The sequence below is a fragment of the Salmonella sp. 741265116_PST genome (assembly GCF_046567715.1).
Taxonomy (GTDB): Bacteria; Pseudomonadota; Gammaproteobacteria; order Enterobacterales; family Enterobacteriaceae; genus Salmonella; species Salmonella enterica.
The window spans coordinates 1-13,957 of record NZ_JBKFPH010000019.1 but is presented as its reverse complement, the minus strand read 5'-3'; the positions used below and the strand labels follow the sequence as shown (position 1 = coordinate 13,957).

Genomic DNA, 13,957 nt, shown 5'->3' with positions numbered 1-13,957 from the left:
AAAGTGACGGCCAATCTTTGCGACGTGAGAACACAATAATGGCAAAAACGGCAGCAGCACTGCATATTCTTGTAAAAGAAGAAAAGCTGGCTTTAGATCTTCTGGAGCAAATTAAAAACGGCGGCGATTTTGAGAAGCTGGCGAAGAAGCATTCTATCTGCCCATCCGGTAAAAAAGGCGGTCATTTAGGCGAATTTCGTCAGGGCCAGATGGTTCCGGCATTCGATAAAGTGGTCTTTTCCTGCCCGGTACTGGAGCCAACCGGCCCATTGCATACCCAGTTCGGTTACCACATCATTAAGGTATTGTATCGCAAATAAAAAGCCGGGTGGCGGCTACGCCTTACCCGGCCTACATCGTCTGATTGATTTTGTAGGTCGGGTAAGCGCTAGCGCCACCCGACAAGGTATATCAACCCGCTACCGCAATACGCTTCATATCCGTCATATAGCCGCGCAGTTTCTGGCCCACTTTCTCGATAGCATGACTACGAATCGCGTCGTTCACGTCGCGAAGCTGTGCGTTGTCTACTGCGCCTTCCGGGATAGCGTGACCCAGATCGCCCGGTTGCAATTCCGCCATAAACGGTTTCAGCAGCGGTACGCAAGCGTAAGAGAACAGATAGTTACCGTATTCTGCGGTATCGGAGATAACCACGTTCATTTCGTACAGACGCTTACGGGCGATAGTGTTCGCGATCAGCGGCAGCTCGTGCAGTGATTCGTAGTAAGCGGATTCTTCGATGATGCCGGAATCGACCATGGTTTCGAACGCCAGCTCAACGCCCGCTTTCACCATCGCAATCATCAGCACGCCTTTATCGAAGTACTCCTGCTCGCCGATTTTACCTTCAAACTGCGGCGCGGTTTCGAACGCGGTTTTACCGGTCTCTTCACGCCAGGTCAGCAGTTTCTTATCGTCGTTAGCCCAGTCAGCCATCATGCCGGACGAGAATTCGCCGGAAATGATGTCATCCATATGCTTCTGGAACAGCGGCGCCATGATCTCTTTCAATTGTTCGGACAGCGCGTAAGCACGCAGTTTCGCCGGGTTAGACAGACGGTCCATCATCAGAGTGATACCCCCCTGCTTCAGCGCTTCGGTGATGGTTTCCCAGCCGAACTGAATCAGTTTTTCGGCGTATGCCGGGTCGGTGCCTTCTGCCACCAGCTTGTCGAAGCACAGCAGGGAGCCGGCCTGCAGCATACCGCACAGAATAGTCTGCTCGCCCATCAGGTCAGATTTCACTTCCGCCACGAAAGAAGATTCCAGTACGCCCGCACGGTGACCGCCGGTGGCCGCAGCCCAGGCTTTCGCAATCGCCATGCCTTCGCCTTTCGGGTCGTTTTCCGGGTGAACGGCGATCAGCGTCGGCACGCCGAAACCACGTTTGTACTCTTCGCGCACTTCGGTGCCCGGACACTTCGGCGCCACCATCACCACGGTGATGTCTTTACGGATCTGCTCGCCCACTTCGACGATGTTGAAGCCGTGGGAGTAGCCCAGCGCCGCGCCGTCTTTCATCAGCGGCTGTACAGAACGCACCACGTCGGAGTGCTGTTTGTCCGGCGTCAGGTTAACCACCAGATCCGCCTGCGGGATCAGCTCTTCGTAGGTACCCACTTTGAAGCCGTTTTCGGTCGCTTTACGCCAGGAAGCACGCTTCTCAGCAATCGCTTCTTTACGCAGGGCGTAGGCGATATCCAGACCGGAGTCACGCATGTTCAGGCCCTGGTTCAGACCCTGAGCGCCGCAGCCGACGATGACCACTTTTTTACCCTGAAGGTAGCTCGCGCCGTCGGCGAATTCGTCGCGGCCCATAAAGCGGCATTTACCCAACTGCGCCAGCTGCTGGCGCAGATTCAGTGTATTAAAGTAGTTAGCCATGATGGTGTACTCCGTGATGTTGTGTGTCGCGCTTATTGTTCGGTTTACAGATTGCTATCTGTGCGAATGAACCCACATTACAACAGGAAATTTATTGCGGAAATTGATATATTCACAACGTTATGTTGCGGTTTATGCAACGTCAAAAACCGGAGGTCTGTCTGTGGATTTACGCGATCTAAAAACCTTCCTGCATCTGGCGGAAAGCCGCCACTTTGGCCGCAGCGCGCGGGCGATGCACGTCAGCCCCTCCACGCTCTCCCGGCAGATCCAGCGGCTGGAAGAAGATCTCGGCCAGCCGCTGTTTGTGCGCGATAACCGCACGGTCACGCTGACCGAAGCGGGTGAAGAGCTGCGCGTGTTTGCCCAACAGACGCTTTTGCAATATCAGCAGTTGCGCCATACCCTCGATCAGCAGGGGCCGTCCCTTTCCGGCGAACTCCATATCTTCTGTTCAGTAACCGCGGCATACAGTCATCTGCCGCCGATCCTTGACCGTTTTCGCGCCGAACACCCTTCTGTTGAAATCAAATTGACGACCGGAGATGCTGCCGATGCGATGGAAAAGGTGGTAACGGGAGAAGCGGACCTGGCAATCGCCGGCAAACCAGAAATGCTGCCCGGCGCGGTGGCGTTTTCGATGCTGGAAAATCTGGCGGTGGTGCTGATCGCCCCGGCGCTGCCCTGCCCGGTGCGTAATCAGGTTTCGGTTGATAAGCCCGACTGGTCGACGGTGCCGTTTATCATGGCCGATCAGGGGCCGGTACGCCGCCGCATTGAGCTGTGGTTTCGCCGCCATAAAATCAGCAATCCGCAGATTTACGCCACCGTCGGCGGTCATGAAGCGATGGTTTCAATGGTGGCGCTGGGCTGCGGCGTGGCGCTACTGCCGGAAGTGGTGCTGGAAAACAGCCCGGAACCGGTGCGCAACCGGGTGATGATTTTAGAACGCAGCGATGAAAAAACGCCGTTTGAGCTTGGCGTCTGCGCGCAAAAAAAGCGGCTGCATGAGCCGCTAATTGATGCGTTCTGGAAGATTTTACCGAATTAGTTTTACGGCCCTACCATTACCCGAACAGGCTTCCCAATACGGCTAAGCATATTCACCAGAGCATCAATGGTGAATTTGCTGCATTTCTTGTTGACGACATCCGAAACGCGCGGTCGGGATATATGCAAAACTGTAGCAACCTCGGCTTGCTTCATCTGGTTTCGCGTAATCCAGAGGGTAATTTCTTCCATGAGCTGTTCTTTAATGGCTAACGTGTTTTCGATTTCACTCAGGGAATCAGCGTAAAACTTTTCTGCGTCCTGCTTATCAAACCCCAAATCAGCAAAAACATTACCGCCAGATGGCGTCACATGGCGAATATCACTATCAGTTTTGGCAATCACAAGCTGTTTCTCCGTTGTTGCACCACCCGGTTATAACGCGTTCTGGCGATGTTTTTATCGTGCTGACTGGTTTGTTGCGTCTGTTTTTGGAAACTATGCAAAACGTAGAGTGCTTCTTCAAACTTAGCGACATACATAACGCGATAGATACCATTGTTGTCACGAATCCGAATTTCATTTACCCCAGCCCCAATTTCTGAAAACGGTTTCCAGTCATCGGGTTCAATTCCATACTGAATTTTGTGAAGCTGATAACCGACTGCTTTGCGTACCGTTATGGGAAAAGCCAGGAGATCCTCCAGAGAAGATCCCACCCATCGAATTTCTTTTTCATTGGAGAAAGCTCGGGTGAGTAACATAACATCCTTGTGTATAAAATTTTATACATTGCTTTTAGCAGATGCAAGTGATAGCGGTGCTAACGATATGGTGAGCCGAGTTTCACCACAAGCAGATTGGGCGCCTTCTGGAAAACGTCTCGCAAAATTAAATGAGTGGATGCTCCGGGCTGGCAGAAAAGCCCAATAACTGAGGGAAGATCATATCTGGATATCAGGCCCACTTTACTTTGTGGGCCTGAAAAACTAAACGCTGAATTAACCCGCCAGAAAGAACCGGAACGCCGGGTTATTGCTCTCATCATGGCATTCATAGCCCAGCTCATGCAGCCGGGTTTCGAAATCCGGCTCATGATCGCCTAACTCGAACGCCGCCAGCACGCGGCCATAATCGGTACCGTGGCTACGGTAATGGAATAGCGAAATATTCCAGTGCGTGCCAAGCGTATGCAGGAATTTGAGCAACGCGCCGGGTGACTCCGGAAATTCAAAGCTGTAGAGGCGTTCCTGTAGCGGATGGGATGGACGCCCACCGACCATATAGCGCACATGCAGCTTCGCCATTTCATCGTCGGAGAGATCCACTACGCTATAACCGCCGTCGCACAGTTGGGTGATAATCTCTTTTCGCTCCTCCAGCCCCTGACTGACGCGTACGCCGACAAAAATACAGGCATTTTTCGCATCGGCAAAACGGTAGTTAAATTCGGTGACCATACGCCCGCCAAGCAACTGGCAGAATTTGAGAAAGCTCCCCTTTTCTTCCGGAATGGTCACCGCCAGTAACGCTTCGCGCTGTTCCCCCAGCTCGCAGCGTTCAGACACATAGCGCAAGCCGTGGAAGTTGACGTTGGCGCCGGAAAGGACGTGCGCCAGGCGTTCGCCGCGAATATTGTGCTGGCCGATATATTTCTTCATCCCCGCCAGCGCCAGCGCGCCGGACGGCTCCGCCACCGCACGCACATCTTCAAACAAATCTTTCATCGCCGCGCAGATAGCGTCGCTATCCACGGTGACAATATCATCAAGGTATTCCTGACACAGCCGGAACGTTTCGTCGCCGATGCGTTTTACCGCCACGCCTTCAGCAAATAACCCAACGCGCGGGAGATCCACTGGATGACCGGCTTCCAACGCCGCTTTCAGGCAGGCGGAATCCTCCGCTTCGACGGCAATCACTTTGATTTGCGGCATCAATTGTTTGATCAGTACCGCTACGCCCGCCGCCAGGCCGCCGCCGCCAACCGGCACAAAGACACGATCGAGATGCGAATCCTGCTGAAGCAGTTCCAGCGCCAGCGTGCCCTGCCCGGCGATCACCATTGGGTGATCAAACGGCGGCACCCAGGTAAAACCCTGCTGCTGCGCCAGTTCAATAGCTTTCGCCTTCGCTTCATCAAAATTAGCGCCGTGCAACAGCACTTCGCCGCCAAAACCGCGTACCGCATCGACTTTAATATCCGCCGTTGCTTTTGGCATGACGATCAGAGACTTCACGCCAAGCCGCGCGGAGGAGAACGCCACGCCCTGTGCATGGTTCCCCGCTGAAGCGGTAATCACGCCGTGGGCTTTTTGTTCTTCGGTCAATCCGGCCATCATCGCGTAAGCGCCGCGCAGCTTAAAGCTATGTACCGGTTGCCGGTCTTCGCGTTTGACGAGAATAACGTTGTCCAGACGTGACGAGAGCTTTTCCATTTTTTGCAGCGGCGTCACCTGTGCCGCTTCGTATACTGGCGCGCGTAGCACCGCGCGCAGATACTCCGCCCCTTCCGGCGCGACTGACAGAGGTTGAGATTCCGCCATCATCAGCCTCCCAGTTTCGATTTATCGCGCACCGCACCTTTATCGGCGCTGGTCGCCAGGCTGGCGTAGGCACGCAGGGCAAACGAAACCTGGCGCTGACGATTTTTCGGCGTCCAGGCTTTATCGCCGCGAGCTTCCTGCGCCTCGCGGCGTGCGGCGATTTCAGCCTCGCTCAACTGCAACTGAATGCTGCGGTTCGGGATATCAATCGCAATAGTGTCGCCATCTTCAATCAACGCAATAGTGCCGCCGCTGGCCGCTTCCGGCGAGACGTGGCCGATGGAAAGACCCGAAGTACCGCCGGAGAAACGCCCATCGGTGATGAGCGCGCAGGCTTTGCCCAGCCCCATCGACTTCAGGAAACTGGTCGGATAGAGCATTTCCTGCATTCCCGGCCCGCCTTTCGGCCCTTCGTAGCGGATCACGACTACATCGCCTTCCACTACTTTGCCGCCGAGAATCGCTTCTACCGCGTCGTCCTGGCTTTCGTAAACTTTGGCAGGGCCGGTGAATTTAAGGATGCTGTCATCCACGCCCGCGGTTTTAACGATGCAGCCGTTTTCGGCGAAGTTGCCATACAGCACCGCCAGACCGCCGTCTTTGCTATAGGCATATTCCAGCGAGCGGATGCAACCTGCTGCGCGGTCGTCATCCAGCGAATCCCAGCGACAATCCTGAGAGAACGCCTGGGTAGTACGGATACCGGCAGGGCCAGCGCGGAACATATTTTTTACTGCGTCATCCTGGGTCAGCATAACGTCGTATTGTTCCAGCGTTTGCGGCAGCGTCAGGCCTAATACGTTTTTCACGTTGCGGTTCAGCAGCCCGGCGCGATCCAGCTCGCCTAAAATACCCAGCACACCGCCGGCACGGTGAACGTCTTCCATATGGTATTTCTGGGTACTTGGCGCCACTTTACACAACTGCGGCACCTTGCGGGACAGCTTGTCTATATCACTCATGGTGAAGTCGATTTCCGCTTCCTGCGCCGCCGCCAGTAGATGCAGAACGGTATTGGTCGAACCGCCCATCGCAATATCCAGCGTCATCGCATTCTCAAACGCCGCCTTGTTGGCAATGTTTCGTGGCAGTGCGCTTTCGTCATCCTGCTCGTAATAGCGTTTAGTCAGTTCAACAATCCGCTTACCGGCATTGAGGAACAACTGCTTCCGGTCAGCATGGGTCGCCAGCAGCGAACCGTTGCCCGGCTGCGACAGGCCCAGCGCTTCGGTCAGGCAATTCATGGAGTTAGCGGTAAACATGCCGGAGCAGGAGCCGCAGGTTGGACAGGCGGAGCGCTCCACCTGGTTACTTTGATCGTCAGAGACTTTCGGGTCCGCTCCCTGAATCATGGCATCAACCAGATCGAGCTTGATGATCTGATCGGACAGTTTGGTTTTCCCGGCTTCCATCGGTCCGCCGGAGACAAAGATCACCGGAATATTCAGGCGCAGCGAGGCCATCAGCATCCCTGGGGTGATTTTGTCGCAGTTGGAGATACACACCATCGCGTCAGCGCAGTGAGCGTTCACCATGTACTCCACGGAGTCGGCGATCAGCTCGCGCGACGGCAGTGAATAGAGCATACCCCCGTGCCCCATGGCGATCCCGTCATCCACGGCAATAGTGTTGAACTCTTTCGCCACCCCGCCGGAAGCTTCAATCTGTTCGGCGACCAGCTTACCGAGATCGCGCAGATGAACGTGACCCGGCACAAACTGAGTGAATGAGTTCACCACGGCGATAATCGGTTTGCCAAAATCACTGTCGGTCATTCCGGTGGCGCGCCACAGCGCGCGGGCACCCGCCATATTACGACCATGGGTGGTGGTGGCGGAACGGTACTTAGGCATGCTTTATTTACTCCCCATCTTTTCCCTTCATACTTCACGCCACAGGTGCGTTGGCTGCCTCACTCACCCCAGTCACTTACTACACTGGGGATTCGCTGCGTTGCCGCCTTCCTGTGACGCAAATTATTTTGGGAAAATATTAATTTTATTTATTATGAATTTACCGGATCCAACCAGCCCCATTTATCCTCGGTTTCTCCAGTGAAGAGACCAAAGAAGGCTTGTTGAATACGCTTGGTAACAGGGCCGCAGCGGCCTTCGCCTACCTGGATACCATCAACGCTGCGTACCGGAGTAATTTCTGCCGCGGTTCCGGACATAAACACTTCGTCGGCCAGATACAGCGATTCACGGGACAGCACCTGCTCGCGCACTTCAATACCCAGCTCTTTCGCCAGTTTGATGATCGCGTCGCGAGTAATGCCTGGCAGCGCGGAAGAGGTAAACGGCGGAGTAAACAGCACGCCATCTTTCACCTCAAACAGGTTTTCGCCTGCGCCTTCGGAGATATAGCCGTTTACATCCAGGGCGATGCCTTCCTGATAGCCGTGGCGGCGCGCTTCGCTACCCACCAGCAGTGAGGAAAGATAGTTCCCGCCCGCTTTGGCGGCGGTCGGAATGGTGTTCGGCGCAGCGCGATTCCAGGAAGAAACCATCGCATCGATCCCCTGATCCAGCGCTTCGGCACCCAGATATGCCCCCCACGGGAACGCGGCGATGATGACGTCAGTGGTGTATCCCGGGGGCGGGTTAACGCCCATACCGACATCGCCGACAAATACCAACGGACGGATATAGGCGCTGGTCAGATTATTTTTACGAATTACGTCGCGGCAGGCTTCCATCAGCTCATCAATGCTCTGGGAAACCGGAAAACGATAAATTTTTGCTGAGTCGCGCAGGCGCTGCATATGTTCACGATGACGAAACACTACCGGGCCTTTGTGAGAGTCGTAGCACCGAATCCCTTCAAATACCGACGTACCGTAGTGCAGCGCGTGAGACATTACGTGAACCTTCGCGTCTTCCCAGCGCACCATCTCGCCATTGAACCAAATGTAATCAGCTTTTTTCGTCGTCATTTTTCTTCCTTTTGCGCTCAGGCGCGGATTTGTTGTGATGTGGCAGCGCTCTGGCAGATCGCAACATGCGCAACATCTACCAGTTTACTTAACTGACTAAACAGTAAGTCGACCGACCGGGGACTGGCAACGGTCAATTCAATATTTATATTCTGCGCATCGGTCGCAGCTTCCATATTCATGGAGCACACCTGAAAACCACGATGGCGCACCACGCGTAAAACACGTTCTAAGGTTTCTGGATTAAAGCGTGCCGATACATTGACCTGATGTTGCATCATGATAATTTCTCCAGCATTTCAGAGTTACTGGCGCCAGGCGGCACCAACGGCCAGACATTTTCAAGTTCGTCGATTGAGACGTGAAGCAGGTACGGCCCTTCGCTTGCCAACATCGTGTCGAGTGCCGCTTCAACCTGGTCTTTACGAGTAATGTGCTGGCCTGGAATGCCGAAGGCGCTGGCCAGCATGAGGAAATCGGGGTTATCGGTCAGGGTGGTTTCGCTATATCGCTCCTGGAAAAACAGTTGCTGCCATTGTCGAACCATCCCTAACCGCTGGTTGTCGAGTAAGACTATCTTCAACGGTAACTGCTTGCGTTTTACGGTGCCCAACTCCTGAACATTCATCATGAAGGAGCCGTCACCGGAGATACAGATAACGGTATCATTCGGTCGCGCTACCTGCGCGCCAACGGCCGCCGGTAAGCCGAATCCCATCGTCCCCAGACCGCTGGAAGTGATGAAGTTCTCCGGGCGGGTGTAAGTCATATGCTGGGCTGACCACATCTGATGCTGCCCCACATCCGTCGTCACCACGCTGTCTGCGGGTTTGCGTTCCGACAATTGCTTCAACAACAACGGCGCATAGATAGTCTCGCCAGGATGGTCATAGCGCCAGGCGTGTTCTGCGCGCAGCTCTGCACAGGACTGACGCCATGCGTCGATCTTCAGCGGTTGCTGTAATGCCGGCAACAGCGAATTTAAATCGCCCTGCAACGCGACGTGTGCCTGACGCAGTTTGTTCATTTCCGCCGGGTCGATATCCATATGGATTACGCTGGCGTTCGGCGCAAACGTATTCAGCTTACCGGTCACCCGGTCATCAAAACGTGCACCCACTGCGATCAGTAAATCACACTCTTGCACCGCGAAATTAGCCGCTTTAGTACCGTGCATTCCCAGCATGCCCAGATAGTACGGATAATCAGCTTCAACAGCCCCCAGCCCTTTCAGCGTGCAGGTAACTGGCATTTGCGTTACCGCGATAAATTTACGCAGCGCCGGAACCGCCTGCGCCATACCAACACCACCGCCGACGTACAACATGGGTTTTTTCGCCTGTTCCAGCATCTGGCGCGCCTGTTCAACATCAGCCTGCGGGAATGTCGCTTCGTTAGCAACGGTAGTGAACCAGGGTTCCAGCTCACCGCTGGCCAACTGGATATCTTTCGGGATATCCACCAGAACCGGGCCAGGACGGCCAGCGTTAGCGACTTCAAAAGCCTCCGCCATGATGCGCGGCAACTCTGCCAGCGACTGCACCAGAAAGCTGTGTTTGGTGCAGGCCAGCGACAGCCCTAACACATCCACCTCCTGGAACGCATCAGTGCCGATGAACGGGGCGGAAACCTGACCCGTGATCGCGACGACGGGGACCGAATCTAACAACGCATCCGCCAGGCCAGTGATCAGGTTAGTGGCGCCAGGGCCGGAGGTGGCGATACAAACACCGGTTTTGCCGGTAGAACGGGCATAACCGATTGCCGCCATTGCCGCACCCTGCTCGTGTCGGCACAACAAATGCTCCACACCACCGTCATACAACGCGTCGTAAACCGGCATAATTGCGCCGCCAGGATAACCAAATACGGTTTTCACCCCCTGCGCTCGCAAAGCATGTACCACCCACTGTGCCCCGTTCATAGTTACATCCCCGTCGTAAATCTTGAGAAACAGAATTTTATGCTGTTATTCACGCTCTGCTCCTCGCTTAAGTTTTTCAGGCAAAAAAAAACCCCCGGACCTTTCGGTGCGGGGGTCTTAGTTCGTTAAGGCTTGATTTCTAAGCCTTTCCTCGTCCAAGTGCAGCCCCGCACGGTGGGATAATAATCACCACCACGCTAATCACGACCAGGCTAATCACTCGTAGAAGGGCTGTCATTTTTGTCTATTCTTGCATCTTGTTCGAAGGAATACCTAAAGAGTTACCATAGATTTTACCAATAGCACAAGATATTTTTTTAACCACGTTTCAGATAATGCAGGTGAATGCCTAAAAGTGCTTTGTTTTTTATAAGAAAAATTAGCAACTGAAAAATTTTCACGTTTTCCTCCCCCTTTTGGTGCGCTTTACACCCTGTTTTCCTTCTTTTCGCTTCTGCGAGCGTTCTTCCAGTTTAATGTTTCTTACCTGAAAATGACGCCAAAATTCAGGAATCAGCCGCTAAAAAACAAAAAGTCAGTAATTCGATTTTCTCTTCTATTCCGCATAATCCACGTAACAGGAGGGATTATGTCACTGGCGATTGTTCATACCCGCGCCGCACTTGGCGTCAATGCGCCGCCTATCACTATAGAGGTGCATATCAGTAATGGATTACCGGGATTAACCATGGTTGGCCTACCGGAAACCACGGTAAAAGAGGCGCGTGACCGGGTACGTAGTGCGATTATTAATAGCGGATATGAATTTCCGGCTAAAAAAATAACCATTAACCTTGCTCCAGCCGATCTACCGAAAGAGGGCGGAAGGTATGACCTGCCTATTGCTGTTGCGCTTCTGGCCGCGTCTGAGCAGCTTACAGCGTCGAATCTTGAGGCATATGAGCTGGTGGGTGAGTTAGCGCTTACAGGCGCATTACGTGGCGTTCCTGGCGCAATATCAAGTGCAACGGAAGCCATCAGGGCCGGCAGAAATATTATCGTCGCAACAGAGAACGCGGCAGAGGTTGGGCTTATCAGCAAAGAAGGATGTTTTATCGCTGATCATCTACAAACCGTCTGCGCCTTTCTGGAAGGGAAACACGCCCTGGAAAGACCTTTAGCTCAGGATATGGCATCACCTACCGCAACTGCCGATCTTCGCGATGTGATCGGTCAGGAGCAGGGTAAACGCGGCCTGGAGATTACAGCGGCAGGGGGACATAATCTGCTATTGATCGGCCCGCCGGGTACGGGTAAAACCATGCTGGCCAGTCGACTGAGCGGGATTCTTCCACTATTAAGCAATGAAGAGGCGTTGGAAAGCGCCGCGATCCTCAGTCTGGTTAATGCCGATACGGTACAAAAACGATGGCAGCAACGCCCCTTTCGCTCACCTCATCATAGCGCCTCACTTACTGCTATGGTCGGCGGCGGCGCAATACCCGCACCGGGAGAGATATCGCTGGCGCACAACGGAATTTTGTTCCTTGATGAATTGCCTGAATTTGAGCGACGCACACTGGATGCGCTACGTGAACCTATAGAATCCGGTCAAATTCATTTATCCCGTACCAGAGCGAAAATAACGTACCCTGCCAGGTTCCAGTTAATCGCCGCAATGAATCCCAGCCCAACCGGACATTATCAGGGAAACCATAATCGCTGCACGCCAGAACAGACACTACGTTACCTTAATAGGTTGTCAGGCCCGTTTCTTGATCGTTTTGACCTTTCGCTTGAGATACCGCTTCCTCCGCCCGGAATTCTTAGCCAACACGCCTCAAAGGGTGAGAGCAGCGCTACGGTAAAAAAGCGGGTCATCGCCGCCCATGAACGGCAGTACCGACGCCAGAAGAAGTTAAACGCGCGTCTGGAGGGTCGTGAAATCCAAAAATATTGTGTTTTGCATCACGATGACGCCCGCTGGCTTGAAGAGACACTGGTGCATCTTGGATTATCCATTCGCGCCTGGCAGCGTTTACTAAAAGTGGCCAGAACCATTGCCGACATAGAACTGGCTGACCAGATCTCGCGTCAGCATTTGCAGGAGGCGGTAAGCTATCGGGCGATAGACAGGTTGTTAATTCATTTGCAAAAGCTGTTGGCGTAAAAAAAGGGCATTACGCCCTTTTTATTAATCATCAGCTTCGGTGTAGTCTTCTGCGCCTTCAACTTGCGGCTTGCCGCCAGACAAGGTGTGGAAGCGTTTTGGACGCTTGATACGCGTCATATACTTGGACCAGACGCGTTCTGCATCCGTTACCGGCTCGCGTTCGCCGCGACATACCGCTACAAACAGCTTCTCTTCTTCAGTCACAGGCTCACGCTTGCCAAGATCCAGATCATTAAAGGCATGACCATGACGCTCAAGCAGTTGTGCCTCTTTAATCGTGAAATCACCGTGACGAGAGAATCCACGTGGATAATGTTTATTGTCAAAATATCGATTAGTCGTCGTAAAGCTTTCCGCCATCCTGCACGCTCCTAATTCTTTGTCTGAGCTATTTATGGCGCGGAGTATTAGTTACGCTTGACAGAGTGTAAAACAAAACATTTAAATCATAACGACAAATAATTTTGTGGAGAGCACAGTGGATACGGAATTGTTAAAAACTTTCCTGGAAGTTAGCCGGACACGCCATTTCGGGCGGGCCGCAGAAGCACTTTACCTGACGCAATCCGCGGTGAGCTTCCGTATCAGGCAACTGGAGAATCAACTGGGCGTAAACCTTTTTACGCGGCACAGAAACAATATCCGTTTAACCACGGCTGGCGAAAAACTTTTACCGTATGCGGAAACGCTGATGAATACGTGGCAGACGGCACGTAAAGAGGTGGCGCATACCTCACGCCATAATGAGTTTTCCATCGGCGCCAGCGCGTCTTTATGGGAATGTATGCTTAACGCCTGGCTAGGTCGACTGTACCAACTACAGGAGCCGCAAAGCGGCCTGCAATTCGAAGCCAGAATCGCTCAACGGCAATCGCTTGTGAAGCAACTTCATGAACGCCAGCTTGATCTCCTCATTACTACCGAAGCGCCCAAAATGGATGAGTTCAGCAGTCAGCTATTAGGGCACTTCACTTTGGCGTTGTATTGCAGCAGCCCTGCCCGTAAGAAATCAGAACTCAATTATCTGCGGTTGGAGTGGGGACCAGACTTCCAACAGCATGAAACCGGGCTGATCGCAGCAGATGAAGTGCCGGTATTAACAACCAGCTCAGCCGAACTCGCCCGACAGCAGCTTAGCGCATTAAATGGCTGTAGCTGGCTTCCTGTAAACTGGGCAAATGAAAAGGGCGGATTACATACCGTTGCCGACAGCGCAACGCTTTCACGGCCGCTATACGCCATTTGGCTGCAAAATAGCGATAAATACTCGCTGATCTGCGATCTGTTAAAAACGGATGTGCTGGATGAACAATGAAAATGATGAAAAGAAAAAGAAGGGAACTTACGATTACCTGATCAGATAATCAGGTAATTTCAGGCAAAAAAAAATCCTTAGCAGATGCTAAGGATTATTTCTGGCAGGGGCGGAGAGACTCGAACTCCCAACACCCGGTTTTGGAGACCGGTGCTCTACCAATTGAACTACGCCCCTAATTAGGGTGGCGGAACGGACGGGACTCGAACCCGCGACCCCCTGCGTGACAGGCAGGTATTCTAACCAA

General features: G+C 53.3%; 15 protein-coding genes and 1 tRNA gene. 4 read left to right on the top strand and 12 right to left on the bottom strand.

Annotated elements, in window-relative coordinates; translation table 11 throughout:
• The first annotated feature begins 38 nt into the window (after positions 1–38).
• Entirely contained in the window at positions 39–320 is a 282-nt protein-coding gene (gene ppiC / locus ACLD11_RS14335; RefSeq protein WP_001631442.1) for a peptidylprolyl isomerase PpiC, read from the top strand.
• A gap of 91 nt (positions 321–411) precedes the next feature.
• Here ppiC and ilvC read toward each other — a convergent pair whose 3' ends face one another.
• Positions 412–1,887 carry a ketol-acid reductoisomerase gene (gene ilvC / locus ACLD11_RS14330; protein WP_411015039.1) on the bottom strand — a complete coding sequence of 492 codons (1,476 nt, stop codon included), beginning with the start codon at positions 1,885–1,887 and terminating at the stop codon, positions 412–414.
• 163 nt (positions 1,888–2,050) lie between these two features.
• Here ilvC and ilvY point away from each other — a divergent pair, with 163 nt between their 5' ends.
• Entirely contained in the window at positions 2,051–2,938 is an 888-nt protein-coding gene (gene ilvY, locus ACLD11_RS14325) for an HTH-type transcriptional activator IlvY (protein WP_411015038.1), read from the top strand.
• Between the two features lie 2 nt (positions 2,939–2,940).
• Here the strand turns inward: ilvY and ACLD11_RS14320 are convergent, their stop codons facing one another.
• The 9 genes from ACLD11_RS14320 to ilvL form a co-directional block, all read right to left on the bottom strand.
• Positions 2,941–3,282 carry a helix-turn-helix domain-containing protein gene (locus tag ACLD11_RS14320; protein WP_000560822.1) on the bottom strand — a complete coding sequence of 114 codons (342 nt, stop codon included), beginning with the start codon at positions 3,280–3,282 and terminating at the stop codon, positions 2,941–2,943.
• Positions 3,279–3,596 (bottom strand): type II toxin-antitoxin system RelE/ParE family toxin, encoded by a 318-nt coding sequence (locus ACLD11_RS14315; RefSeq protein ID WP_000535852.1) that lies wholly within the window; start codon positions 3,594–3,596, stop codon positions 3,279–3,281. The genes ACLD11_RS14320 and ACLD11_RS14315 overlap by 4 nt, the downstream gene beginning before the upstream one ends.
• A 282-nt stretch (positions 3,597–3,878) precedes the next feature.
• Complete coding sequence (gene ilvA / locus ACLD11_RS14310; protein WP_411015055.1) at positions 3,879–5,423, bottom strand: threonine ammonia-lyase, biosynthetic; 1,545 nt, start codon at positions 5,421–5,423, stop codon at positions 3,879–3,881.
• Positions 5,424–5,425: 2 nt separating this feature from the next.
• Complete coding sequence (gene ilvD / locus ACLD11_RS14305; protein WP_411015037.1) at positions 5,426–7,276, bottom strand: dihydroxy-acid dehydratase; 1,851 nt, start codon at positions 7,274–7,276, stop codon at positions 5,426–5,428.
• Between the two features lie 152 nt (positions 7,277–7,428).
• Positions 7,429–8,358 carry a branched-chain-amino-acid transaminase gene (gene ilvE / locus ACLD11_RS14300; protein WP_000208528.1) on the bottom strand — a complete coding sequence of 310 codons (930 nt, stop codon included), beginning with the start codon at positions 8,356–8,358 and terminating at the stop codon, positions 7,429–7,431.
• A 17-nt stretch (positions 8,359–8,375) separates the two neighbouring features.
• Entirely contained in the window at positions 8,376–8,639 is a 264-nt protein-coding gene (gene ilvM / locus ACLD11_RS14295; protein WP_000983260.1) for an acetolactate synthase 2 small subunit, read from the bottom strand.
• Positions 8,636–10,282, bottom strand: a complete 1,647-nt coding sequence (gene ilvG, locus ACLD11_RS14290; RefSeq protein WP_001012554.1) for an acetolactate synthase 2 catalytic subunit — start codon at positions 10,280–10,282, stop codon at positions 8,636–8,638. Before ilvG ends, ilvM begins: the two co-directional genes overlap by 4 nt.
• A gap of 2 nt (positions 10,283–10,284) precedes the next feature.
• The gene (gene ilvX / locus ACLD11_RS14285) at positions 10,285–10,335 is read right to left on the bottom strand and encodes a peptide IlvX (protein ID WP_192930503.1); all 51 of its coding nucleotides are present in this window, start codon (positions 10,333–10,335) and stop codon (positions 10,285–10,287) included.
• Between the two features lie 86 nt (positions 10,336–10,421).
• Positions 10,422–10,520, bottom strand: coding sequence for an ilv operon leader peptide (gene ilvL, locus ACLD11_RS14280; protein ID WP_001311244.1), 99 nt, complete (start codon positions 10,518–10,520; stop codon positions 10,422–10,424).
• Positions 10,521–10,871: 351 nt separating this feature from the next.
• Between ilvL and ACLD11_RS14275 the strand changes: the two genes are divergently transcribed.
• The gene (locus tag ACLD11_RS14275; RefSeq protein ID WP_411015036.1) at positions 10,872–12,392 is read left to right on the top strand and encodes a YifB family Mg chelatase-like AAA ATPase; all 1,521 of its coding nucleotides are present in this window, start codon (positions 10,872–10,874) and stop codon (positions 12,390–12,392) included.
• Positions 12,393–12,416: 24 nt separating this feature from the next.
• On the opposite strand, the gene maoP is transcribed toward ACLD11_RS14275, so the two are convergent.
• Positions 12,417–12,755, bottom strand: a complete 339-nt coding sequence (maoP, locus tag ACLD11_RS14270) for a macrodomain Ori organization protein MaoP (protein WP_000840996.1) — start codon at positions 12,753–12,755, stop codon at positions 12,417–12,419.
• 106 nt (positions 12,756–12,861) lie between these two features.
• On the opposite strand from maoP, the gene hdfR reads away from it, so the two are divergent.
• Positions 12,862–13,710: an HTH-type transcriptional regulator HdfR gene (gene hdfR / locus ACLD11_RS14265; protein WP_183059607.1), complete on the top strand. Its 849-nt coding sequence runs from the start codon at positions 12,862–12,864 to the stop codon at positions 13,708–13,710.
• Between the two features lie 101 nt (positions 13,711–13,811).
• Here hdfR and ACLD11_RS14260 read toward each other — a convergent pair.
• Positions 13,812–13,887 (bottom strand) — tRNA-Trp (locus tag ACLD11_RS14260).
• Positions 13,888–13,957 lie beyond the last annotated feature (70 nt).

What these genes read in the sequence shown, in the direction of transcription:
- ppiC (WP_001631442.1), top strand. Translation starts at nt 39, where the DNA reads ATGGCAAAAACGGCAGCAGCACTGCATATTCTTGTAAAAGAAGAAAAG.
- ilvC (WP_411015039.1), bottom strand. Translation starts at nt 1,887, where the DNA reads ATGGCTAACTACTTTAATACACTGAATCTGCGCCAGCAGCTGGCGCAG.
- ilvA (WP_411015055.1), bottom strand. Translation starts at nt 5,423, where the DNA reads ATGGCGGAATCTCAACCTCTGTCAGTCGCGCCGGAAGGGGCGGAGTAT.
- ilvD (WP_411015037.1), bottom strand. Translation starts at nt 7,276, where the DNA reads ATGCCTAAGTACCGTTCCGCCACCACCACCCATGGTCGTAATATGGCG.
- ilvE (WP_000208528.1), bottom strand. Translation starts at nt 8,358, where the DNA reads ATGACGACGAAAAAAGCTGATTACATTTGGTTCAATGGCGAGATGGTG.
- ilvM (WP_000983260.1), bottom strand. Translation starts at nt 8,639, where the DNA reads ATGATGCAACATCAGGTCAATGTATCGGCACGCTTTAATCCAGAAACC.
- ilvG (WP_001012554.1), bottom strand. Translation starts at nt 10,282, where the DNA reads ATGAACGGGGCACAGTGGGTGGTACATGCTTTGCGAGCGCAGGGGGTG.
- ilvL (WP_001311244.1), bottom strand. Translation starts at nt 10,520, where the DNA reads ATGACAGCCCTTCTACGAGTGATTAGCCTGGTCGTGATTAGCGTGGTG.
- ACLD11_RS14275 (WP_411015036.1), top strand. Translation starts at nt 10,872, where the DNA reads ATGTCACTGGCGATTGTTCATACCCGCGCCGCACTTGGCGTCAATGCG.
- maoP (WP_000840996.1), bottom strand. Translation starts at nt 12,755, where the DNA reads ATGGCGGAAAGCTTTACGACGACTAATCGATATTTTGACAATAAACAT.